We start from the raw sequence: 18,757 nt of genomic DNA on the forward strand, positions 1-18,757 counted from the left end.
GTGGTCGACGCGACCGCCTCGGCCCGCGCCAGCTGATCGCGCAGCTCCAGGTCCAAAAATCGAGCGACGGCTACAGATAAAGGACGTACCGTGGCCGTCGATGCCACGAACTGATCACCGCCTGGCCCGGCTGGACGACGCCTGGGCCGCCCTCGACAACCCGCACGGCATCCCCGTCGAGCTGTGCGCCGGCCCGGACGTGCCGATCGAGCCGGCCGCCGTCGACGAGCTGCTCACCGTCCTCGACACCGCCGCCACGCTGCGCGCCCTCGCCGACGCGACGCCCGGCCTCGACCGCGAGCCGCGCATCGAGCGGGTCGTGTGCACGCCCGACTTCCACAAGGGCGCCGGCATCCCGATCGGCACCGTCCTGCGCACGAGCGGCGCACTGGTCCCGCAGGCGGTCGGCAACGACATCAACTGCGGGATGCGGGTCGAGGCCACCTCGCTCACCGTCGAGCAGGTCCGGCCCCGCCTCGACGCGCTCGAGGCCCGGCTGCGGCACCTGTTCTTCGAGGGCGGGCGGCGCATCGGCCTGACCCCGGCGCAGCGCGAGGGGCTGCTGCGCGACGGCCTGCCGGGCCTGTTCGACGCCGGCGCGCAGGCCGGCCACGCGGACCCGATGCACGCGGCCGCCTGGCCGGCCCCCGACGCCGACGCGTTCCGCGACTGGGTCACCAGCGGCGGCGGCACCAGCTACGACAGCATCATCGGCAGCGTCGGCGGCGGCAACCACTTCGCCGAGCTGCAGTACGTCGCCGCCATCCACGACGGGGCCGCCGCCTACGCCTGGGGCCTGGTGCCCGGCCGGGTCGTGCTCATGGTGCACAGCGGCTCGCTCTCCCTGGGCCACCAGGCCAACGCCACCGGCCAGGACCAGGCCCGGGCGCTGTGGCCGAAGGGCGTGCCGGCCCCGGCCAACCGGATCCTCCCCGTGCTCCTCACGGACTCCGCCGCGCCGCGGATCCAGCGGTACCGCACGGCGTTCGCGAACGCGGCGAACTTCGCGGTCGGCAACCGGTACTTCCTCGCCCGGATGCTGCGGGCCGGCCTGACGGCGGCGGTCGGGGAGCTGGAGTCGCGGCTGGTCTACGAGTCCCCGCACAACCTGCTGTGGGACGAGGACGGCGGCACGGTGCTGCACCGCAAGGGCGCGACCCCGGCCGCGGGCGCCGACGTCGACCGCCCGTTCGGCGAGCCGGTCATCGTGCCCGGCTCGATGGGCGCGGCGAGCTACCTGCTGCGCGGGCTCGGCAACGAGCGGGCGCTCGGCAGCGCCTGCCACGGCGCGGGGCGCAGCGTCCCGCGCGGTGCGACGGCCCGGGGCGGCGACGCCGAGCTCGACGCGTTCCTGCGCGAGTTCCGGGTGGTGACCCCGCTGAACCCGCACGACCCGGCGGTGGCCGGGCGGCGCGACGTCATCGAGGCGTGGCGGCGCGACCTGAAGCAGGAGGCGCCGTGGGCGTACAAGGAGGTCGGGCCGGTCGTCGACAGCCTGCGCCGCGCGGGGGTCGCGGAGCCGGTCGCCGAGCTGCGCCCGATCCTCACCGTCAAGGGCTAGGGGTCCCCCGGAGCACCTCGATGGTGACGAGGTGCTGGTCCCAGGCCACGGCGGCCCCGCAGACGGGCTCGGCGCCCGGCCACAGCACGTCGGCCTCGCCGATCACCACCTGCGGCAGGGAGACGTGGCTGGGCTGCGGCAGCAGGCTCTTCACGTTGCCGGTGACGATGTTCATCAGCTCGCCGGCCGCGTCCTGCACGTCGTCGGGCTTCACGGCGGCCGGGTCGAGCTCCAGCATCGCGGCGGCGATGGCGCCCGCGGCCGGCAGCCCGGCGCGGAGCACGACATGGCCGAGCCAGGCGCCGGCGATGCAGACGCTGGCGGTGAGCTCGGCGCGGCCGGCGGGCACCTGCGCGGGCCGGGCCGCCGGGGTGGTCCCGAGGTAGGCGGTCCACACCTGCCAGATGATGCCGTGGAGGTCGTCCGCGGTGATCGTGGCGTCGGTGACGAGCGTGGGTCGCTCCATCGTCCTCCTGTCTGCGCTCGGATGATCCGGTGGATCCAGTGTGCCCATGAAGTACCGCCGAATCGGTGCGGATCGGGAGCATTCAGCTCGCTTAACTGTGCCACAAGTCCGGGTTAAGGCTGCCCGGACATCGGATGTCTGGGGTACAGTGCCATCGACAACGGCGAAAGTCTCGGCGGCTTTGCGTCCGTCACCCGGTCCCGGGTGCCCGCGGAGTGCCGCCCTTCGCCTGCGGGGACCCGTGCCCCCGCAGACGAAAGGGAAGTACCGCATGAGCCTCTCCCGACGGAAAGTCCTCGCCGGTGGGATCGCAGCCGCCGGCCTCGGCGCCACGGGGTACCTCACGATGGGCTCGGCCGAGGCGGCCAGCCCGCCCGGCGACGTCGTCGGCAAGATCTCCGTCGGCTACCAGGGCTGGTTCGCCTGCCCGGGCGACGGCGCGCCGATCAACCAGTGGTGGCACTGGAGCCGCAACGGCGGGCAGCCGCCGTCGGCGTCGAACACCACGATCGTGTCCTGGCCGGACATGCGCGAGTTCACGCGCGGCTACACCACCGCCTACGGCAACCTCGGCAACGGCCAGCCCGCCCGGCTGTTCTCGTCGTACGACCAGCAGACGGTCGACACGCACTTCAAGTGGATGCAGCAGTTCGGGTGCGACACGGCCGCGCTGCAGCGCTTCAACCCGTTCGGGGGCGAAGGACCGACCCGCGACGCGATGACCGCGAAGGTGCGCCAGGCGGCCGAGGCCACCGGCCGCAAGTTCTACATCATGTACGACGTCACGAGCTGGACGAACATGCAGTCGGAGCTGAAGACCGACTGGACCACGAAGATGTCGGCGTACACGTCGTCGCCGTCCTACGCGCGGCAGAACGGCAAGCCGGTGGTCTGCATCTGGGGCTTCGGCTTCAACGACCCGGGCCGCCCGTTCGCGCCCGGCCCGTGCCTCGATGTGGTCAACTGGTTCAAGAACCAGGGCTGCTACGTGATCGGTGGGGTGCCGACGTACTGGCGGAGTGGCGTGAACGACTCCCGCCCGGGCTTCGGCGACGTGTACCGCGCGTTCAACATGATCTCGCCGTGGATGGTCGGCCGCACCGGCGACCTGGCCGGCCTCGACTCGTTCTACACCAACGTGAACACCCCCGACCAGGCCGAGTGCAACGCGCGGGGCATCGACTACCAGCCGTGCGTGATGCCGGGCGACCTGTCGGCGGGCGCCCGCCGCCACGGCGACTTCTACTGGCGGCACATCTACAACATGACCCGCCTCGGCGCCCAGGGCCTGTACGTGTCGATGTTCGACGAGTTCAACGAGGGCAACCAGATCGCCAAGACGGCCGAGAACGCGTCGATGCAGCCGGTCGACTTCGGCTACCGCGCCCTCGACGAGGACGGCGTGGCCTGCTCGTCCGACTACTACCTGCGCATCACGGCCGACGGCGGCCGGATGTTCAAGGGCCAGCTCGCGCTCACCGCGACCCGCCCGACGCAGCCGGTGGCCGGCGGCCCGACCACGCCGCCCGCCGGCGGCATCGGGCTACGATCGAGGGCGAACAACCAGCTCGTGTCCCTGCGCTCCGACGGCGTGCTCATCGCCTCGGGCGGCGCCGGCGAGCGGTTCGACCAGATCGACCTCGGCGGCGGCAACGTGGCCCTGCGGGCCCGCTCCAACACCCGCTACGTCTGCGCCGAGAACGCGGGCGCCGCGAACCTGGTGGCCAACCGCACGGCGGTGGGCGGCTGGGAGACGTTCCGGCTGGTCCGCAACTCCAACGGGACGGTGAGCTTCCTGGCCACGGTCAACAGCCGGTACGTGTGCGCGGAGAACGCCGGCGCCGCCCCGCTGATCGCCAACCGCACGGCGATCGGCCCGTGGGAGCAGTTCGACGTTGTGTAGCCGGTGCTGTCTGGTCGCGGCTGTGCTTGGTCGCGGCGACCGCCGCCACGGTCGCCGCGACCTCCTCACCCTTACCTGTTGAGCGCCTTGGCCAGCTGGTCCTTCGTCATCGACGAGCGGCCCCTGATGTTGCGGCGCTTGGCCTCCGCGTACAGCTGGTCGCGGGACCTGGCCTTGTCCGACGACTTCATCGAGGCCGACGGCTTGCCGAGGTCCTGCCAGCGGTCGGCGTCCATCTCGACGTCGAACCGGGCCGCCGCGCGGCGGATGCGGCGGAACGCCTCCTGCCGCTCGGCGTCGCTGGCGTCGCGCACCTGGTCGAACCGGGCGATGGCGTTGCGGACGTGCGAGGCGTCGTTGAGGGGTTCCTTGCGCTGCCGCGGGAACGCGTACGCGCTGTCCGGCATGGCGTTGCGCTCCGCGGCGTCGAGCTCGTGCGAGCGCTTCCTACGAGTAGCCATACCAAGCTGTTACCCACCTCTCGCCCCACCATGCGGCCCGGTGACAGCGGCGGGCGCGGCCGGGGTGACAGCGACGGCCGCCGTTCGGGACGGACGGCGAAGCGTGCCGGCCGGTAGCATGCCGGTGCCGCCCGGCGACCCCGCCGAGGGGGGCCGCCGGGCGGCACCGCACGGAGACCTCAGCGGCGCCGCGCCGCGCCGGGGCCGGCTGGCGCCGGCGCTACCTGCGGTCGAGGTAGCGCAGCACGGCGACGACCCGGCGGTCGGTGCCGTCGGCCGGGGCCAGGTCGAGCTTGGCGAAGATGCTGCGGATGTGCTTGTGCACGGCCCCGTCGCTGACCACCAGGCGATCGACGCGTTGCCCAGGCCCTCGGCCATGAGCGCGAGCACCTCCAGCTCGCGCGGGCTGAGCCGGTCGAGGCGGGTGTCCTCGCGGGTGCGCACGAGTAGCTGCGCGACGACCTCCGGGTCGATGGCGGTGCCGCCGCCGACGACCCGGTGCAGGGCGGCCAGGAACTCCTCGACGCGGCCGACGCGCTCCTTCAGCAGATACCCGAGCCGCGCCCCGCCGTCGGCGAGCAGCTCGGTGGCGAAGGCCCGCTCGACGTACGCCGACAGCACCAGCACGGCCAGCCCCGGCCGCCGGCGGCGGGCCTCCACGGCGGCGGCGATGCCCTCGTCGGTGTGCGTGGGCGGCATGCGGACGTCGACGATCGCCACGTCGGGCCCGTGCTCGTCGACGGCCGCGAGCAGCTCGCCGGGCGTGCCCGCGGTGGCCACGACGTCGAGCGACTCGGCGCGCAGCAGCAGCGCCAGGCCCTCGCGCAGCAGCGGGTCGTCCTCGGCGATCACGATCCGCACGGCAGCGTCACCTCCAGGGTGGTCGGCCCGCCGGCCGGGCTGGCCAGCGTGAACGTGCCGTCGTGGGCCTCGGCCCGGCCGCGGATGCCGGCCAGCCCGGAGCCGGCCCGCTCGTCGGCCCCGCCGGTGCCGTCGTCGGTGACCCGCAGCCGCAGCACGGCGCCGTCGGACGTGACCGCGACCGCCGCGGCGGACGCCCCGCTGTGCTTGGCGACGTTCGTGAGCGCCTCGGCGACGACGTGGTACGCGGTCGCCTCCACCGATGCCGCGCACGGCCCGACCGGGCCCACGTCGACCGTGCACGGCACCGGGCAGCCGGCGGCCAGGGCGCTCAGCGCGTCGGGCAGGCTCCGGTCGGCGAGCACCGGCGGGAGGATGCCGCGCACCACCGCCCGCAGCTCGGCGAGCGCCTCCTCGGCCGCGTCCTGGGCCCGGTCGAGGGCGGCGGCGGCACTCGACGGGTCGCGGTCCAGGGCCCGCCGCGCGACGCCGAGCAGGACGGTGACGGCGACGAGCCGGTTCTGCGTGCCGTCGTGCAGGGACCGCTCGATGCGGCGCAGCTCGGCGGCGTGCGCGTCGAGCGCGGCGGCGCGGGTGGCGGTGAGGCGGGCGATGCGCAGCGCGGTGTCGGCGGCCGGGTCCGGGGCGAGCAGCCGCCGCCCGGGCCACGCCTGCAGCCACGCCAGGCCGGGCTCCAGGACCAGCAGCGCGGCCACCCACCCGGCCCCGATGAGGGTCACGACCAGGGACTGGGGCAGGTTGTGCACCACGGGAAACCCGATCGAGGACGTCGCCTCCCCGGCCGGCAGATACTGCCAGTACAGCGGGAACGCCCCGTCCCGGACCACGTTGAGCGGCAGCGTCACCCCGACCAGCCCGAGGGCCAGCCCGGCGGTCGCGTGCAGCCCGAGCCACAGCGCCTCCCGCCGCACCACCGGGTCCCCGGCGGCGTCGCGCAGCGTGCGCGGCGCGGGACCGGCGGACGGCAGCGGCGCGGCCCAGCGGGACAGCCGGGCCCGTTCCCGGTCGGCGACCGAGCGCAGCACCCGCAGGGCGGACGGCACCAGCAGCAGCCCCACGCCGGCCAGGCAGGTGGCGGCGGTGACCAGCAGCGCGGCCAGCGCGACGAGGGCCAGCACGGCGGTCGCCAGGCCCCCGGCGAGGTGCTCGACCGCGTCGAGGGCGGCCCTGACCCGGCCGCGCGATCGGCCGCGCGATCGTTGGGGCGCCATGCCCACCTCCCCCGGAGACGGTACAGCGCCATGTAGTGTCACGGCGTGGCGGCAGCGGGCAAGGACGGCGGTGCGGACGCCGCGGCGCCCACGCGCGTCACCATCCGCCAGGTCGCGATCCACGCCGGGGTCTCCGAGGCGGCCGTCTCCTACGCGCTCAACGGCCGGCCGGGCGTGTCCGAGCAGACCCGCGCGCGGGTCCTCGCCGCCGCCCGCGACCTGGGCTGGGCGCCGAACATCGCGGCCCGCTCGCTGGGCACCGCCCGGGCCAACGCGGTCGGGCTGGTGCTGGTGCGCCCGCCCCGGCAGATGGTCATCGACTCGTGGTTCACGCAGATGCTCAGCGGGGTCGAGGCGGAGCTCAACCGGCGGGAGATCGCGCTGGTCCTGCACCTCGTCGACAAGATCGAGGACACCGTCGACGTGTACCGCAAGTGGTGGGCCGGCCGGCACGTCGACGGCGTGATCCTCACCGACCTGCGCAGGTCCGACCCGCGGCTGGCCGCCCTGCTGGAGATCGGCCTGCCGGCCGCGGTCATCGGCGGCAGCCCCGACCCGTCCGGGTTCAGCACCGTCGACGCCGACGTGGCCGGCACCGCCGGGGCGATCGTCGGCTACCTGCGCGCCCTCGGCCACCGCACGATCGCCCGCGTCGCCGGCACCGAGGAGCTGTTCCACACCTGGCAGCGCGACGCCGCCTACGTCGAGGCCGTCGAGCGTGCCGACCTGCGCTACCGGGTGCTCTACACCAACTACAGCGCGGTCGACGGCATGCGTGCGATGCGCGAGCTGATGACCGGCGGCGAGCCCCCGACCGCGGTGGTGTTCGACAACGACGTGATGGCCGCGGCGTCGCTCAAGGTCGTGCACGAGATGGGCCTGTCGGTGCCGGAGGACGTGTCGATCGTCGCCTGGGACGACTCCGACCTGTGCCAGATCACCATGCCGTCGATCACGGCGGTGGAGCAGACGCCGGCCCGGCAGTCGGAGCTGGCGGCGCAGGCGCTGCTGGCCACGCTCGACGGCGGTGAGGTGCGCCACGTGACGCTCCCGCCGGGCACGCTGAACCCGCGCCGGTCGACCCGCCCGCTGCGCTCCGGCCGCCGGTAGCCGCGCGCCCGGGCCGCCGGCCCGAAGCGAAGCGGTTCAGCCGCCGTTGGTTGACACTGCCGAACACTCGGCCCTACTGTCAGGTTCCCTTTACTTATCCGGTTCAGTTACGATGTCCGGCAGGAGCACCGCATGCCTGTACGCCCCCTCCACACCGGGTGGACCCTGCGCGCGATCGGCGCCCCCGAAGACGCGCCGGTGCCGGCCTCGGTGCCGGGGTGCGTGCACACCGACCTGCTGGCCGCCGGGCGCATCCCCGACCCGTTCCTCGACGACAACGAGGAGCGGCTGCACTGGATCGGGCGCACCGCTTGGCTGTACGAGACGACCTTCGACGCGCCGCCGGCCGCTGCGGACGCCGACCGGGTCCAGCTCGTCGCCGAGGGCCTCGACACCGTGGCGACCGTGGTGCTCAACGACGTCGAGCTGGGCCGCACCGCCAACATGCACCGCGGCTACCGCTTCGACGTGCGCGACCTGCTGCGCCCCACCGGCAACCGGCTCAGCGTGCGCTTCGACTCGGCCTACGACTACGCCGAAGGGGTCCGCGACGCGCTCGGCGCGCGCCCGAACGCGTATCCCGAACCCTTCCAGTACATCCGGAAGATGGCCTGCAACTTCGGCTGGGACTGGGGCCCCACCGTCGTCACCGCCGGCATCTGGCAGCCGATCGGCCTGCACGCGTGGTCCGTCGCCCGGCTCGCCGAGGTCCGCCCCCTCGTCACGGTCGACGGCACCACAGGCCGGGTCGAGGTGCACGTGACGGTGCAGCGGGCCCAGGGCCGGCCGCTGACGCTCACGGCCGCCGTCGGCGAGCACACCGCGACGGTCGAGGTGCCGGCCGGGGCGACCGGCGCGGTCGTCGCGGTCGAGGTCCCCGACGTGCGGCTGTGGTGGCCCCGCGGCCACGGCGGCCAGCACCGGTACGACCTCGCCGTGACCCTGGAGGGCGAGCGCTGGGAGCGGCGGATCGGCTTCCGCACCGTCGAGCTCGACACCACCCCCGACGCCGACGGCACGCCGTTCACGCTGCGGGTCAACGGCACCCCGGTCTTCGTGCGCGGGGTCAACTGGATCCCCGACGACGCGTTCGTCACCCGCGTCGACCGGGCCCGCTACGCCGAGCGGATCGGCCAGGCCGTCGCCGCCGGCGTGAACTACCTGCGGGTGTGGGGCGGCGGGCGGTACGAGAGCGACGACTTCTACGACCTGGCCGACGAGCTCGGCGTGCTCGTCGGCCAGGACTTCCTGTTCGCCTGCGCGGCCTACCCGGAGGAGGACCCGATCGGGTCCGAGGTGGCCGCCGAGGCCCGGGAACAGGTGGTCCGGCTGATGCCGCACCCGAGCCTCGTGATGTGGGTCGGCAACAACGAGAACATCTGGGGCTACCACGACTGGGGCTGGCCGGAGGAGCTGGCCGGCCGCACCTGGGGCCTCGGCTACTACCTGGGCGTGCTGCCCGGCGTCGTGGCGGCGGCCGACCCGACCCGGCCGTACTGGCCCGGCAGCCCGTGGTCGGGGCGCGAGGACCTGCACCCGAACGACCCCGCGCACGGCACGATGCACATCTGGGACGTGTGGAACCGCGAGGACTACCGCCACTACGGCACGTATCGGCCGCGGTTCGTCGCCGAGTTCGGCTTCCAGGCCCCGCCGGCGTTCGCCACGCTGCGCCGCGCGGTGAGCGACGAGCCGCTCACCCCGTCCTCGCCCGGCATCGCCCACCACCAGAAGGCGGGCGGCGGCAACGAGAAGCTCGCCCGCGGCCTGGAGGGGCACTTCCCGCCGCCGGAGACGTTCGACGACTGGCACTGGGCGACCCAGCTCAACCAGGCCCGCGCGATCGGGTTCGGCGTCGCGCACTTCCGGTCGCTGCGCCCGCTGTGCATGGGCACGATCGTGTGGCAGCTCAACGACAACTGGCCGGTGACGTCGTGGTCGGCGATCGACGGCGACGGGCGGCGCAAGCCGTTGTGGCACGCGCTGCGCCGCGTCTACGCCGAGCGCTTCGCCACCCTCCAGCCGCGCGACGGCGCCCCCGCGCTGGTCGCGGTGAACGACTCGGCCGCGCCGTGGCTGGCGTCGTTCGACGTGCGGCGGCTCTCCTTCGGCGGCGACCCGCGGGCGAAGGCGACCCTCACCGTCGACGTCCCGCCGGGCGCCGCGGTCACCGTGCCGCTGCCGGCCGACCTGGTCACCCCCGACGACCCGGCCGCGGAGCTGGTCGTCGCCGACACGGCCGACGCCGAGCGGGCGCTGTGGCTGTTCGCCGAGGACGTCGACCTGGCCTACCCGGCGCCGGCCGCGGACGTCGCCGTGGCCCCGGCGGCCGACGGCGTCGCGGTCCGCGTCACGGCCCGCACGCTGCTGCGCGACCTGACCCTGTTCCCCGACCGCCTCGACCCCGCGGCGTCGGTCGACCGCCAGCTGGTGACCCTGCTGCCGGGCGAGTCGGCGACGTTCGCGGTCACCGGCCCGCCGGCCCTGGCGGCGCTGCCACCGGCGGCGTGGTCGGCGGCGCCGGTGCTGCGCACCGCCAACGACCTGGTCCGGTGAACACCGGGCGACTCCTGGCTCTGGCACGACTGTCCACCGTGGACCGGGTGGCCGCCTGCAGCCGGCCTCCTCGCGGCCGTCCGGGCCGGCTGCGGCGGCTACTTGCCGGAGCCGGCGGTGAAGCCGTTGTAGATGAAGCGCTGCAGGAACAGGAACACGATCAGGGTCGGGATGATCACCAGGATCACGCCGGCCGAGATGACCTCCCACTGGGCGCCGAACGGACCCTTGAAGCGGAACAGCGAGGTCGAGATGACGCCCAGCTCCTGCGACGGCATGTACAGGAACGGGATGTAGAACTCGTTGTAGATGGCGATGCCCTTGATGATGACCACGGTCGCGATGGCCGGCTTCAGCAGCGGCAGGATGATCCGCCAGTACACCGTGAACGGGCCGGCGCCCTCGATCGCGGCCGCCTCGTCCAGCTCGATCGGCACCCCGCGCAGGAACTGCTGGAAGATGTAGATCGCGATGATGTCGGTGCCGAGGAACAGGACGATCGCCGACCAGCGGGTGTTGTACAGCTCCAGGGCGTTGACCACCTTGAACGTCGCGACCTGGGTCGTCACCCCGGGCACCAGGGTGGCCAGCAGGAACAGCAGCACGACGAGCCGGCGCAGGCGGAACGTGAAGCGGTCGATCGCGTAGGCCGCCATCGAGCCGATGAGCACCGTGCCCGCCAGCGACACCGCGAGGATGACCGACGTGTTGGCGAACCCGCGCAGCATGTTGCCCTTGGTGAACGCGGTGACGTAGTTGCCGAAGTCGAAGTGCTGCGGCAGGTCGAACGGGCCGGTCGTGGCGAACTCGTCGTGCGTCTTGAACGAGGCCAGCACCAGCACGACCGGCGGCAGCAGCACCGCGACCGAGGCGGCGACGAGGGAGACGTACTTCCACGTGACGGCCAGCGTGCGGATCATGACAGGTCCACCCTCTCCTCGGGCGCGACCCGCCGCTGCACCCAGGTCACCAGCAGGATGATGAGCAGCAGCACGACGGCCATCGCGGAGGCCAGGCCGAGCTTGTAGTACTTGAAGGCCATGTTGACCGTCTGGATCACGAACGTCTCGCTCTCGTTCGCGCCGCCAGTCATGATGAACGGGATCTCGAACACCGACAGCGAGCCCGAGACCGCCAGGATGAACGACAGCCCGACGACGGGGCGGATGCCGGGCAGGATCAGGTGGCGGAACTGGTCCCAGCGGTTCGCGCCGTCGAGCTCGGCGGCCTCGTAGAGGTGCGCCGGAATCGACTGGATCGCGCCGAGGAACAGGACGAAGTTGAGGCCGAGGTACCGCCAGACCGACGTCCCGGCCAGGGACCAGTTCACGACGTCGGGGTCGCCCAGCCACTGCCGCGACAGCGAGCCCAGCCCCACCGAGGACAGCGCCGCGTCGAGGGTGCCGCCCGGCTGGAAGAAGAACAGGAAGATCATGCCGATGGCGACGCCGTTGATGAGGTACGGGAAGAAGATGATGCCCTTGAACAGGTTCTTGAACCGGGTGTCGAAGCTCAGGATCGTGGCGAAGTAGAGGGCCAGGACGATCTGCACGACCGAGCCGCCGATGTAGTAGAGGCTCACCTTGAGCACGCCGAACAGCTCGGGCCGCGTGGCGATCTCGACGTAGTTGTCCAGGCCCACGAACTCCTGCGTCGGGCTGAGCCCGTCCCAGGAGGTGACGCTGTACCAGAACATGTTCACCACCGGGATGTAGGTGAACACGACGAGCAGGGTGAGCGGCACGAGCAGGAACACGTACGGCGTGCTTGCCCGGCGCTGACGTTTCCCGCGCTGGCGCGCCCGCGCGGGAGCCTCGGTTCTCGTGGCGGTGAGCATCGTTGGCGACTCTCCAGCAGCCCTTGCGCGGGTCGGGAACGGCCCACCGCGCCCCCTGTTCGCGTCGATCTTGCACCTGTGGTGCCGGGACACTCCCACGATGTCCGGGTTTGGCAGGCACCACAACTGCAAGATCGACGCGAAGAGGGGGTGGTGGGGGCGGGGGGATCGGGGGTTACTTGAGGTTGGTGCGGGTGTTGGACCACTTCTTGTTCAGGTTGGTGAAGATCTCGTCCTTCGACTGGTTCTTTGCGCCGCGGGCGGCGTCGACGATGCCCTGGCGGTACTTGCCGTCGTAGAGGGCGATCTCCGCCGCGTTGCCGATCTTCTCGGCCAGCCCCTCCTCGCCCTTCGGCGCCGGGTTGAGCTCGATGAACTCGGTCTGGGCGGCGGTCAGCCCCGCCAGGGTCTTCGGCATGCCGGCCGACTTCACCGGCGAGACGCCGCCCTGGTCGGTCGCGTAGTTCGACTCGTCGGTGAACCAGTCGATCCAGGCCCGGGCGGTGGCCTTGTTCTTCGAGTGGATGTTGATCGCGTTCTTGTAGTCGCCGCCGACGACGGTGTGGAACTTACCGCCGGCCTGGTTCGGGAACGGCCAGTAGCCGATGTCGTCGGCGCTCGGCGCGGCCTGCTGCATCTGCACGACCGACCAGGACCCGAGCATCATGGTGGCGATCTTGCCGGTGCCCAGCAGGCCCTTCGACTGCTCCCAGTTCGTGGTCGTCGGGTCGGCCTCGGTGTAGCCGGCCTGCACCGCGTCGTACAGCAGCGAGTCGATGATGAAGTGCTCCTTGCCGGGCGCCCACGGGCTGTCGTCCTTGGCCAGCTTGATGGCCGCGTCGGGGTCGCCCGACACCGAGCCGCGCGCGCCCTCCCACTGGCCGAGCGGCCAGCCGTCCTTGTAGTTGGTGTACAGCGGGGTCGCGCCGGTCTTCTCCTTGATCGCCTTGAGCGCGTCGAGGAACTCCTGCGGCGTCTTCGGCGGCTCTGTGACGCCGGCCTGGGTCCAGATCTTCTTGTTGAAGACGTACCCCTGGGCGTTGCCGGTGATGGCGAGCCCGTAGACCTTCCCGCCGAAGGTCTGCTCGGTGCGCACGAAGCGGTACTTGCCCTGCATCTCGTCGACGGTGCCGAGCGGCTCGAAGAACGCGGGCAGCTGGTCGGCGTTGACGGAGTTGGGGATCAGCAGGACGTCGCCGTAGTCCTCGGTGTTCATCCGGACCCGGACCTCGCCCTCGTAGTCCGTGATGGCCTCGAACTTGACGGTGGTCCCGGGATACTTGGCCTCGAACTTCTTCTTGTAGTCCTGGAACACCGTGTTCACGATGTCGGTGCGCTGCGTCAGGACGGTGATCGCACCGCCGATCTTGCCGTCGTCGCCGGCGTCGTCGCCACCGCACCCGGCGAGGGCGAGCGCGGTGGCGGCCAGTGCCAGCAGCCCGGCGAGGGGTTTCTTCACGTCGATTCCTTTCGAGGGGGTGTTGGAAGTCGGCGCGGGTACTGAACCGGATAAGTTCCATCAACGTAGGTGTGCGGTCTGATGCTGTCAATGGCGGCCCTCGGCTGCCGGGGTCGCACCTGAACCGCGTAACAGGGGAGGATGGGAAGCGTGATCAGCGTCGAACTCGCCCACGAGCTGCGCGCCGCCGGTCTGGTGTGGAACCCGGCACCGGGCGACCGCTTCGGCATCCCGGACCGCGGCCTGGACGACCAGGCCTTCGTCCTGAGCGACATGATCATCCAGGTGCACGAGGTCCCGCACGGCGCGGTGATCGGCTTCAACGGGACGACCGAGTGGGCGCTGGACGACATCGAGCGCGACGAGGCGATCTGGCTGCCGCGGGAGGACCAGCTGCGTTCGCTGCTGGGGGAGGGGTTCCGCCGGCTGGAGCGCGCAGGCGACGGCTGGCGCGTGGTCGTCGACGGCCAGGCCGACACGCTGGGCGCGACGCCGGAGGACGCGTACGCGCTGGCCGTCCTCCGCCGCCTCCGCGCGCACGGCGCTTCGGACGCCTCCGGTTGACGCGGCGGGCGGGTCGCCCGGGTCGCCGACCGAAGCACGCGCACGGTCCGTGCGGCTCGGGCTCGGTCGTCCGGACGCACGACGTTCGTGCACCGACCGGATGGTTGACCGACTGTGGGTTGTGACTGACGCTGCGCTGTTGTTGTCTGTCAGTGCGCACTTCTTCCGCTCGGTCCGGCACATCGTGCATCCAGCGCCAATCACCTCCCCCCAGGTCGGTAAGAGTGGCGATCACGTCGGTCATCGGCGCCCCCCAGCTGTTCGGCCGTGCCGCCGAGCTGGCGACCGTGCGCCGGCTGGTGGCCGGGGCGCACGCCGGGCACGGGGCGGCGCTCGTCGTCCGCGGGGCGATCGGTGCCGGGAAGTCCGCCCTCCTGTCCGTCGTCGAGCAGGAGGTCACCGGGCGCGGGTTCGCGGTGTCCGCCATCGAGGGCGTCGACTCGGTCGGGCGGCTGCCGTACGACGGGCTGCGGCGCCTGCTCGCACCCTTTCTCCGGCATGCCGCCGAGCTGCGGCCCCATCACCAGCAGGCGCTCCGCGCCGCCTTCGACCGGCACGAGGCCGAGCCCGCCGTCCATGCCGTCGCCCTCGCCAGCCTCGAGCTGCTCGCCGAGGCCGGGCCGCCCGTGGCGCTGCTCGCCGACGATCTGCACTGGCTCGACCGGCCCACCTGCGTCGTCCTGTCGTTCGTCGCGCGGCGCATCGGTGACCTGCGGATCCTCGTCGTGGCGGCGACCGGTCCCGGCGGCGGCGGGTCACGGCTGCCGGGACTGCCCGAGCTGCACCTCGGCGGGCTGGCCGACGCCGACGCCGAGCGGCTGCTCGACGCCACCGCGCCGCGGCTGCCGCCCGCCGTCCGGGGCGCCGTGCTCGCCCAGGCGGGCGGGAACCCGCTCGCGATCGTCGAGCTGCCCCGGGCCTTGCGCCCGCCGCCCGCGCCGCTGCAGAGCGTCCCGCTCGCCGCCGCGCTCGCCGCGGCGCCCGCCGGCGGCGCCCGGCGGGCCACCGCCCGGCTCACCGAGGCGCCGCGGCCCGGCGCGGCGCCGGCGAAGGACGCCGCCGTGTCGCTCGAGGCGGCGTTCGCGGCGCGGGCCGCGGCGCTCGGCCCGGCCGCCCGGGCGCTGCTGCTCGTCGCGGCGGCCGAGCCCGGGTGCGACGCCGGCCGGCTGCGGCTCGCGGCGTCCGCCCTCGCCGGGGAGTCGGTCGGGCCCGGCGTCGTGGACGAGGTGGCCGGGGCCGGCCTGCTGCTCGTCGCGGGGACCGGGAGCGGGCTGCGGTTCCGGCATCCGCTGGTGCGCTCGGCCGTGTACGGGCGGGCCGGCGTCGCCGAGCGGCTCGCCGCGCACGAGGCGCTCGCCGAGGTGCTCGGGGACGATCCGCACCGGCAGCTCTGGCACCGGGCCGCCGCCGCGACCGGGGCCGACGAGGCGCTGTCGCTGCGGCTGGAGGAGTGCGGTGCCGGGCGGGCCGACGCGCTGGCGCTCGCCGCGGTGCGCCGGGCGGCCGAGCTGACCCGCGACGCGGGACGCCGCGGCGGGCTGCTGGTCCGGGCGGCCGAGCTCGCCGTGCGGCTCGGGGCCCACGCCGAGGCCGCCGCGCTGGTCGCCGAGGCCGAGCAGGCACAGCACCCCGACCACCCCGAGGCCGCGCAGCGGCGGGGACGGCTGCTCAGCCTGGCCGAGGCGGTCGCGTTCCGGCCCGACGGGGGAGCGTCCAGGATCCGGGAGCTCGTCGCCGCCGCCCGCGCGTCCGGCAGCGGGCAGATCGGGGCCGAGCTGCTCTTCCGGGCCGGCGCCCGGTGCTTCTTCCACGGCGGCCAGGACGCGACCGGCGCCGAGGAACGGGCCGCCGTCGCCGAGGCGCTCGACGCGCTGCCCATCGGCCCGGACGACCAGCGGCGCCTGGCCATCCTCGCGTACAACGCGCCCGACACGCACGGCGCGGACGTCCTGCGCCGGCTCGCCCGCCTGGCGCCGACGGGCGTGGAGGAGCTGCGGAACCTGGCCAGCGCCGCGTTCGTGCTCGGCGACCTGCCCCGCGCCGCCCGGTGGCACGCGGGTGCCGCCGACGCGAGCCGCGAACAGGGGCTCCTCGGCTCGCTCGCCCGCGCCCTCGGCGTCGGCGGGTGGGGGCGGATCTGGCTCGGCGAGCTCGACCGGGCCGTCGCCGAGTCGGTCGAGGCGTGCGAGCTCGCGGCCGAGACCGGCGAGCACACCGCGGAGGTCTTCGCCCGGGCCAACCTGGCCATGGTCGCCGCCCTCCGGGGCGACGCCGACGCCGCCGACGGGCACCTCGACGGGATCGAGCACATGCCGCTGCCCGGCGGCCTCCAGCAGGTCAAGGCCCGGCTCGCGTTGCTCGACGGGCGGCCCGGGCACGCGCTGCGGCTGCTGACGGACGGGTTCACGGTGGGCGGGCACCCGTCGGTGCGCTGGTGGCTCGCGCCCGACCTGGCCGACGCCGGGGTGGCGGCCGGCGCCGTCGCCGAGGCGCGGGAGGTGCTCGGCGGGCTGGCCGAGGCCGCACGGCGGATTCCGGCGCCGATGATGCTCGTCTGTGCCGATTATGCGGCAGCGGTACTGCAGGAGGACCCGCACCGCGGCATCGCCGAGGCCCTGCGCGGAGAGCTCGGCCGGTGGCCGCTGTTCCGGGCCCGCCTCCTGCTGCACCACGGCGAGCGGCGGCCGGACCCGGAGGCGCTGCGCGCCGCCCTCGCCGTGTTCGACGACCTCGGCCTCGCCCCGTGGGCGGCCCGAGCCCGGGCCGCGCTGGGCCGGCCGGCCGCCCCCGAGCCGGTCCGCCCGGCCGCGAGGCTGCCCGCCCGGGAGCTGCAGATCGCCCACCTGGCCGCCGAGGGGCTGACCAACCGGCAGATCGCCGAGCGGCTGTACGTGTCGCACCGCACGGTCGCCGCGCGGCTCGCCCGCGTGTACGCCCGCCTGGGCGTCACCAGCCGGGCGAGCCTCGCGACCGCCCTGAACCGCCGGTACTGACACCGGACGCAACATCGCCGCCGGCCGCTCAGTCCGCCGGTGCGCCGAACCACCTCGGCAGCGCGGCGACCAGGTCCCGCTGGTCGTCGCCGACCCACGCCACGTGCCCGTCCGGCCGCAGCAGTACCGCCGCAGCGTCGAGCTCCTCGCTCACGTCCGCGACGACGTCGACCCGATCGGCCCAGCCCGCCGCCGAGAGCGTCCCGGTCTGGTCGAGCAGCAGGCCGCGGCCGGCGTGCAGCTGCTCGTAGAGGCGGCCCCGCTTGAGCCGCACGTCCCGCAGCCGCCGGCCGAGCAGCTCGTGGCCGTCGCCGAAGTCGTAGCGCACGCCGACCCCGGTGACCTTCTCGATGAGGTACCGGTTCACCTCCTCGAAGTCCATGAGCCGCGTGAGCATCCGGCGCACCGCCTGCGGCCCCGGCTCGGTGGACAGCAGGTGCATCTGCGCGCGGGTGTTGTCGAGCACGTCCGCGGCGACCGGGTGCCGCTCGGTCTCGTAGCTGTCGAGCAGGCCCTCGGGCGCCCATCCGCGCACCGTCGCGGCGAGCTTCCAGCCGAGGTTGAACGCGTCCTGGAGGCCGAGGTTGAGCCCCTGCCCGCCGTTGGGCGGGTGGACGTGCGCGGCGTCGCCGGCGAGCAGCACCCGGCCGACCCGGTAGCGCTCGGCGAGCCGGGTGGCGTCGCCGAAGCGGGACAGCCAGCGCGGCGAGTGCACGCCGAAGTCGGTGCCGGCGACCGCCCGCAGCTGCTGCCGGAAGTCCTCGATCGTCGGCGGGACCGCGCGGTCCTCGGCGACCCCGGCGGCGGGCACGACGACGCGGTACACGCCGTCGCCGAGCAGCCCCAGGCCGAACCGCTTCTCGGTCTTGCGGATCTCGGCCACCGCGGCCGCGATCGTCTCCGGCGGCGCGGTCGCCGACATCTCGCCCAGCAGCGTCTCGACCCGGCTGGGCTCGCCGGGGAAGGCGACGCCGAGCAGCCGGCGCACGGTGCTGCGGCCGCCGTCGCATCCCACGAGGTACCGCGCACGCAGGCTCGTCCCGTCGGCCAGCTCGGCGGTGACGCCGTCCTCGTCCTGGGTCAGCCCGGTGAGCTCGCTGCCGCGCCGCAGCTCGGCGCCGGCCGCGGCGGCGTGCTCGGCCAGCAGGCGCTCGGTGACGGTCTGCGGGATGCCGAGGATGTAGCCGTGGGCGGTGTCCATCCGCTCCGGCCACGGCTTCTCGATGCCGGCGAAGTACCCGCCGAGCTTGTACTGCTTGCCGAGCGCGAGGAACCGCTCCAGCAGGCCGCGCTGGTCCATCACCTCGATGCTGCGCACGTGCAGGCCGAGCGCCCGCACGAACGGCGCCGGCTCCGCGTCCTTCTCCAGCACGACCGTGCGCAGGCCGTGCAGGCGCAGCTCGCTCGCCAGCATCAGGCCGGTCGGTCCGCCGCCGGCGATGATCACGTCGATCACGAGAATCCCCCGATCCTTGTCCGGCCGACGATTCTGCGCCTCGACCCCGGTCTTGCCGCAAGCCCCGGGTTACGGTATATGTTGAAGATGGAGGGGCGTGTGGTTTCCACTCCGATCCGCAAACCCACCCGCAGACACGGAGCCGCCGCGGAGGCGACCGTGGAGCCTCCGCGGCGGCGGTTCGGGGATGCTTACCTCACGCGGCCGCGCAGGTCGGCGTGAGCGTGCCGGCCGTGCCGGTCGACTGGAAGCCGAACTCGGTGTACTGGCCCGCGGCGATCGTCCCGTTGTAGGACAC

13 protein-coding genes and 1 pseudogene are annotated in these 18,757 nt (G+C 73.7%); 6 read left to right on the forward strand and 8 right to left on the reverse strand.

The genetic code is table 11. The annotated features are described in order from the left end of the window. Positions 1 to 100: 100 nt before the first annotated feature. Positions 101 to 1,561, forward strand: a complete 1,461-nt coding sequence (locus IEZ31_RS53600) for an RtcB family protein (RefSeq protein WP_190257900.1) — start codon at positions 101 to 103, stop codon at positions 1,559 to 1,561. On the opposite strand, the gene IEZ31_RS53605 is transcribed toward IEZ31_RS53600, so the two are convergent. Next, the gene (locus IEZ31_RS53605) at positions 1,551 to 2,027 is read right to left on the reverse strand and encodes a chemotaxis protein CheX (RefSeq protein ID WP_190257901.1); all 477 of its coding nucleotides are present in this window, start codon (positions 2,025 to 2,027) and stop codon (positions 1,551 to 1,553) included. The two genes, IEZ31_RS53600 and IEZ31_RS53605, sit on opposite strands and share 11 nt — an antisense overlap. Before the next feature lie 271 nt (positions 2,028 to 2,298). Between IEZ31_RS53605 and IEZ31_RS53610 the strand changes: the two genes are divergently transcribed. After that, positions 2,299 to 3,930, forward strand: a complete 1,632-nt coding sequence (locus IEZ31_RS53610) for a lectin (protein WP_190257902.1) — start codon at positions 2,299 to 2,301, stop codon at positions 3,928 to 3,930. Positions 3,931 to 4,001: 71 nt separating this feature from the next. On the opposite strand, the gene IEZ31_RS53615 is transcribed toward IEZ31_RS53610, so the two are convergent. From IEZ31_RS53615 to IEZ31_RS53625, 3 genes and pseudogenes are all read right to left on the reverse strand, one after another. Beyond that, a complete protein-coding gene (locus IEZ31_RS53615; RefSeq protein WP_190257903.1) occupies positions 4,002 to 4,391 on the reverse strand; it encodes a DUF6582 domain-containing protein in 390 nt (129 codons plus the stop codon). A gap of 220 nt (positions 4,392 to 4,611) precedes the next feature. After that, positions 4,612 to 5,252: pseudogene (locus IEZ31_RS53620) on the reverse strand (response regulator transcription factor). Further along, entirely contained in the window at positions 5,240 to 6,484 is a 1,245-nt protein-coding gene (locus tag IEZ31_RS53625; RefSeq protein WP_190257904.1) for a sensor histidine kinase, read from the reverse strand. Before IEZ31_RS53625 ends, IEZ31_RS53620 begins: the two are co-directional and overlap by 13 nt. Positions 6,485 to 6,529: 45 nt before the next feature. On the opposite strand from IEZ31_RS53625, the gene IEZ31_RS53630 reads away from it, so the two are divergent. Continuing rightward, positions 6,530 to 7,594 carry a LacI family DNA-binding transcriptional regulator gene (locus IEZ31_RS53630; protein WP_190257905.1) on the forward strand — a complete coding sequence of 355 codons (1,065 nt, stop codon included), beginning with the start codon at positions 6,530 to 6,532 and terminating at the stop codon, positions 7,592 to 7,594. Between the two features lie 132 nt (positions 7,595 to 7,726). Then, entirely contained in the window at positions 7,727 to 10,150 is a 2,424-nt protein-coding gene (locus tag IEZ31_RS53635; RefSeq protein WP_190257906.1) for a glycoside hydrolase family 2 protein, read from the forward strand. 98 nt (positions 10,151 to 10,248) lie between these two features. Here IEZ31_RS53635 and IEZ31_RS53640 read toward each other — a convergent pair whose 3' ends face one another. From IEZ31_RS53640 to IEZ31_RS53650, 3 genes are all read right to left on the reverse strand, one after another. Continuing rightward, a complete protein-coding gene (locus IEZ31_RS53640) occupies positions 10,249 to 11,070 on the reverse strand; it encodes a carbohydrate ABC transporter permease (RefSeq protein WP_190257907.1) in 822 nt (273 codons plus the stop codon). After that, positions 11,067 to 11,906 (reverse strand): carbohydrate ABC transporter permease, encoded by an 840-nt coding sequence (locus IEZ31_RS53645; protein ID WP_229837232.1) that lies wholly within the window; start codon positions 11,904 to 11,906, stop codon positions 11,067 to 11,069. Before IEZ31_RS53645 ends, IEZ31_RS53640 begins: the two co-directional genes overlap by 4 nt. Positions 11,907 to 12,162: 256 nt before the next feature. Continuing rightward, positions 12,163 to 13,446: an ABC transporter substrate-binding protein gene (locus IEZ31_RS53650; protein ID WP_229837233.1), complete on the reverse strand. Its 1,284-nt coding sequence runs from the start codon at positions 13,444 to 13,446 to the stop codon at positions 12,163 to 12,165. A 150-nt stretch (positions 13,447 to 13,596) separates the two neighbouring features. Between IEZ31_RS53650 and IEZ31_RS53655 the strand changes: the two genes are divergently transcribed. Both IEZ31_RS53655 and IEZ31_RS53660 read left to right on the forward strand, forming a co-directional pair. Further along, positions 13,597 to 14,010 (forward strand): pilus assembly protein CpaE, encoded by a 414-nt coding sequence (locus IEZ31_RS53655; RefSeq protein ID WP_190257909.1) that lies wholly within the window; start codon positions 13,597 to 13,599, stop codon positions 14,008 to 14,010. Between the two features lie 224 nt (positions 14,011 to 14,234). Beyond that, positions 14,235 to 17,003, forward strand: a complete 2,769-nt coding sequence (locus IEZ31_RS53660) for a helix-turn-helix transcriptional regulator (protein WP_190257910.1) — start codon at positions 14,235 to 14,237, stop codon at positions 17,001 to 17,003. Positions 17,004 to 17,031: 28 nt separating this feature from the next. Here IEZ31_RS53660 and rox read toward each other — a convergent pair whose 3' ends face one another. Beyond that, entirely contained in the window at positions 17,032 to 18,459 is a 1,428-nt protein-coding gene (gene rox, locus IEZ31_RS53665) for a rifampin monooxygenase (RefSeq protein ID WP_190257911.1), read from the reverse strand. Positions 18,460 to 18,757 lie beyond the last annotated feature (298 nt).

It is taken from the genome of Dactylosporangium sucinum, from assembly GCF_014647515.1.
Classification (GTDB): Bacteria; Actinomycetota; Actinomycetes; order Mycobacteriales; family Micromonosporaceae; genus Dactylosporangium; species Dactylosporangium sucinum.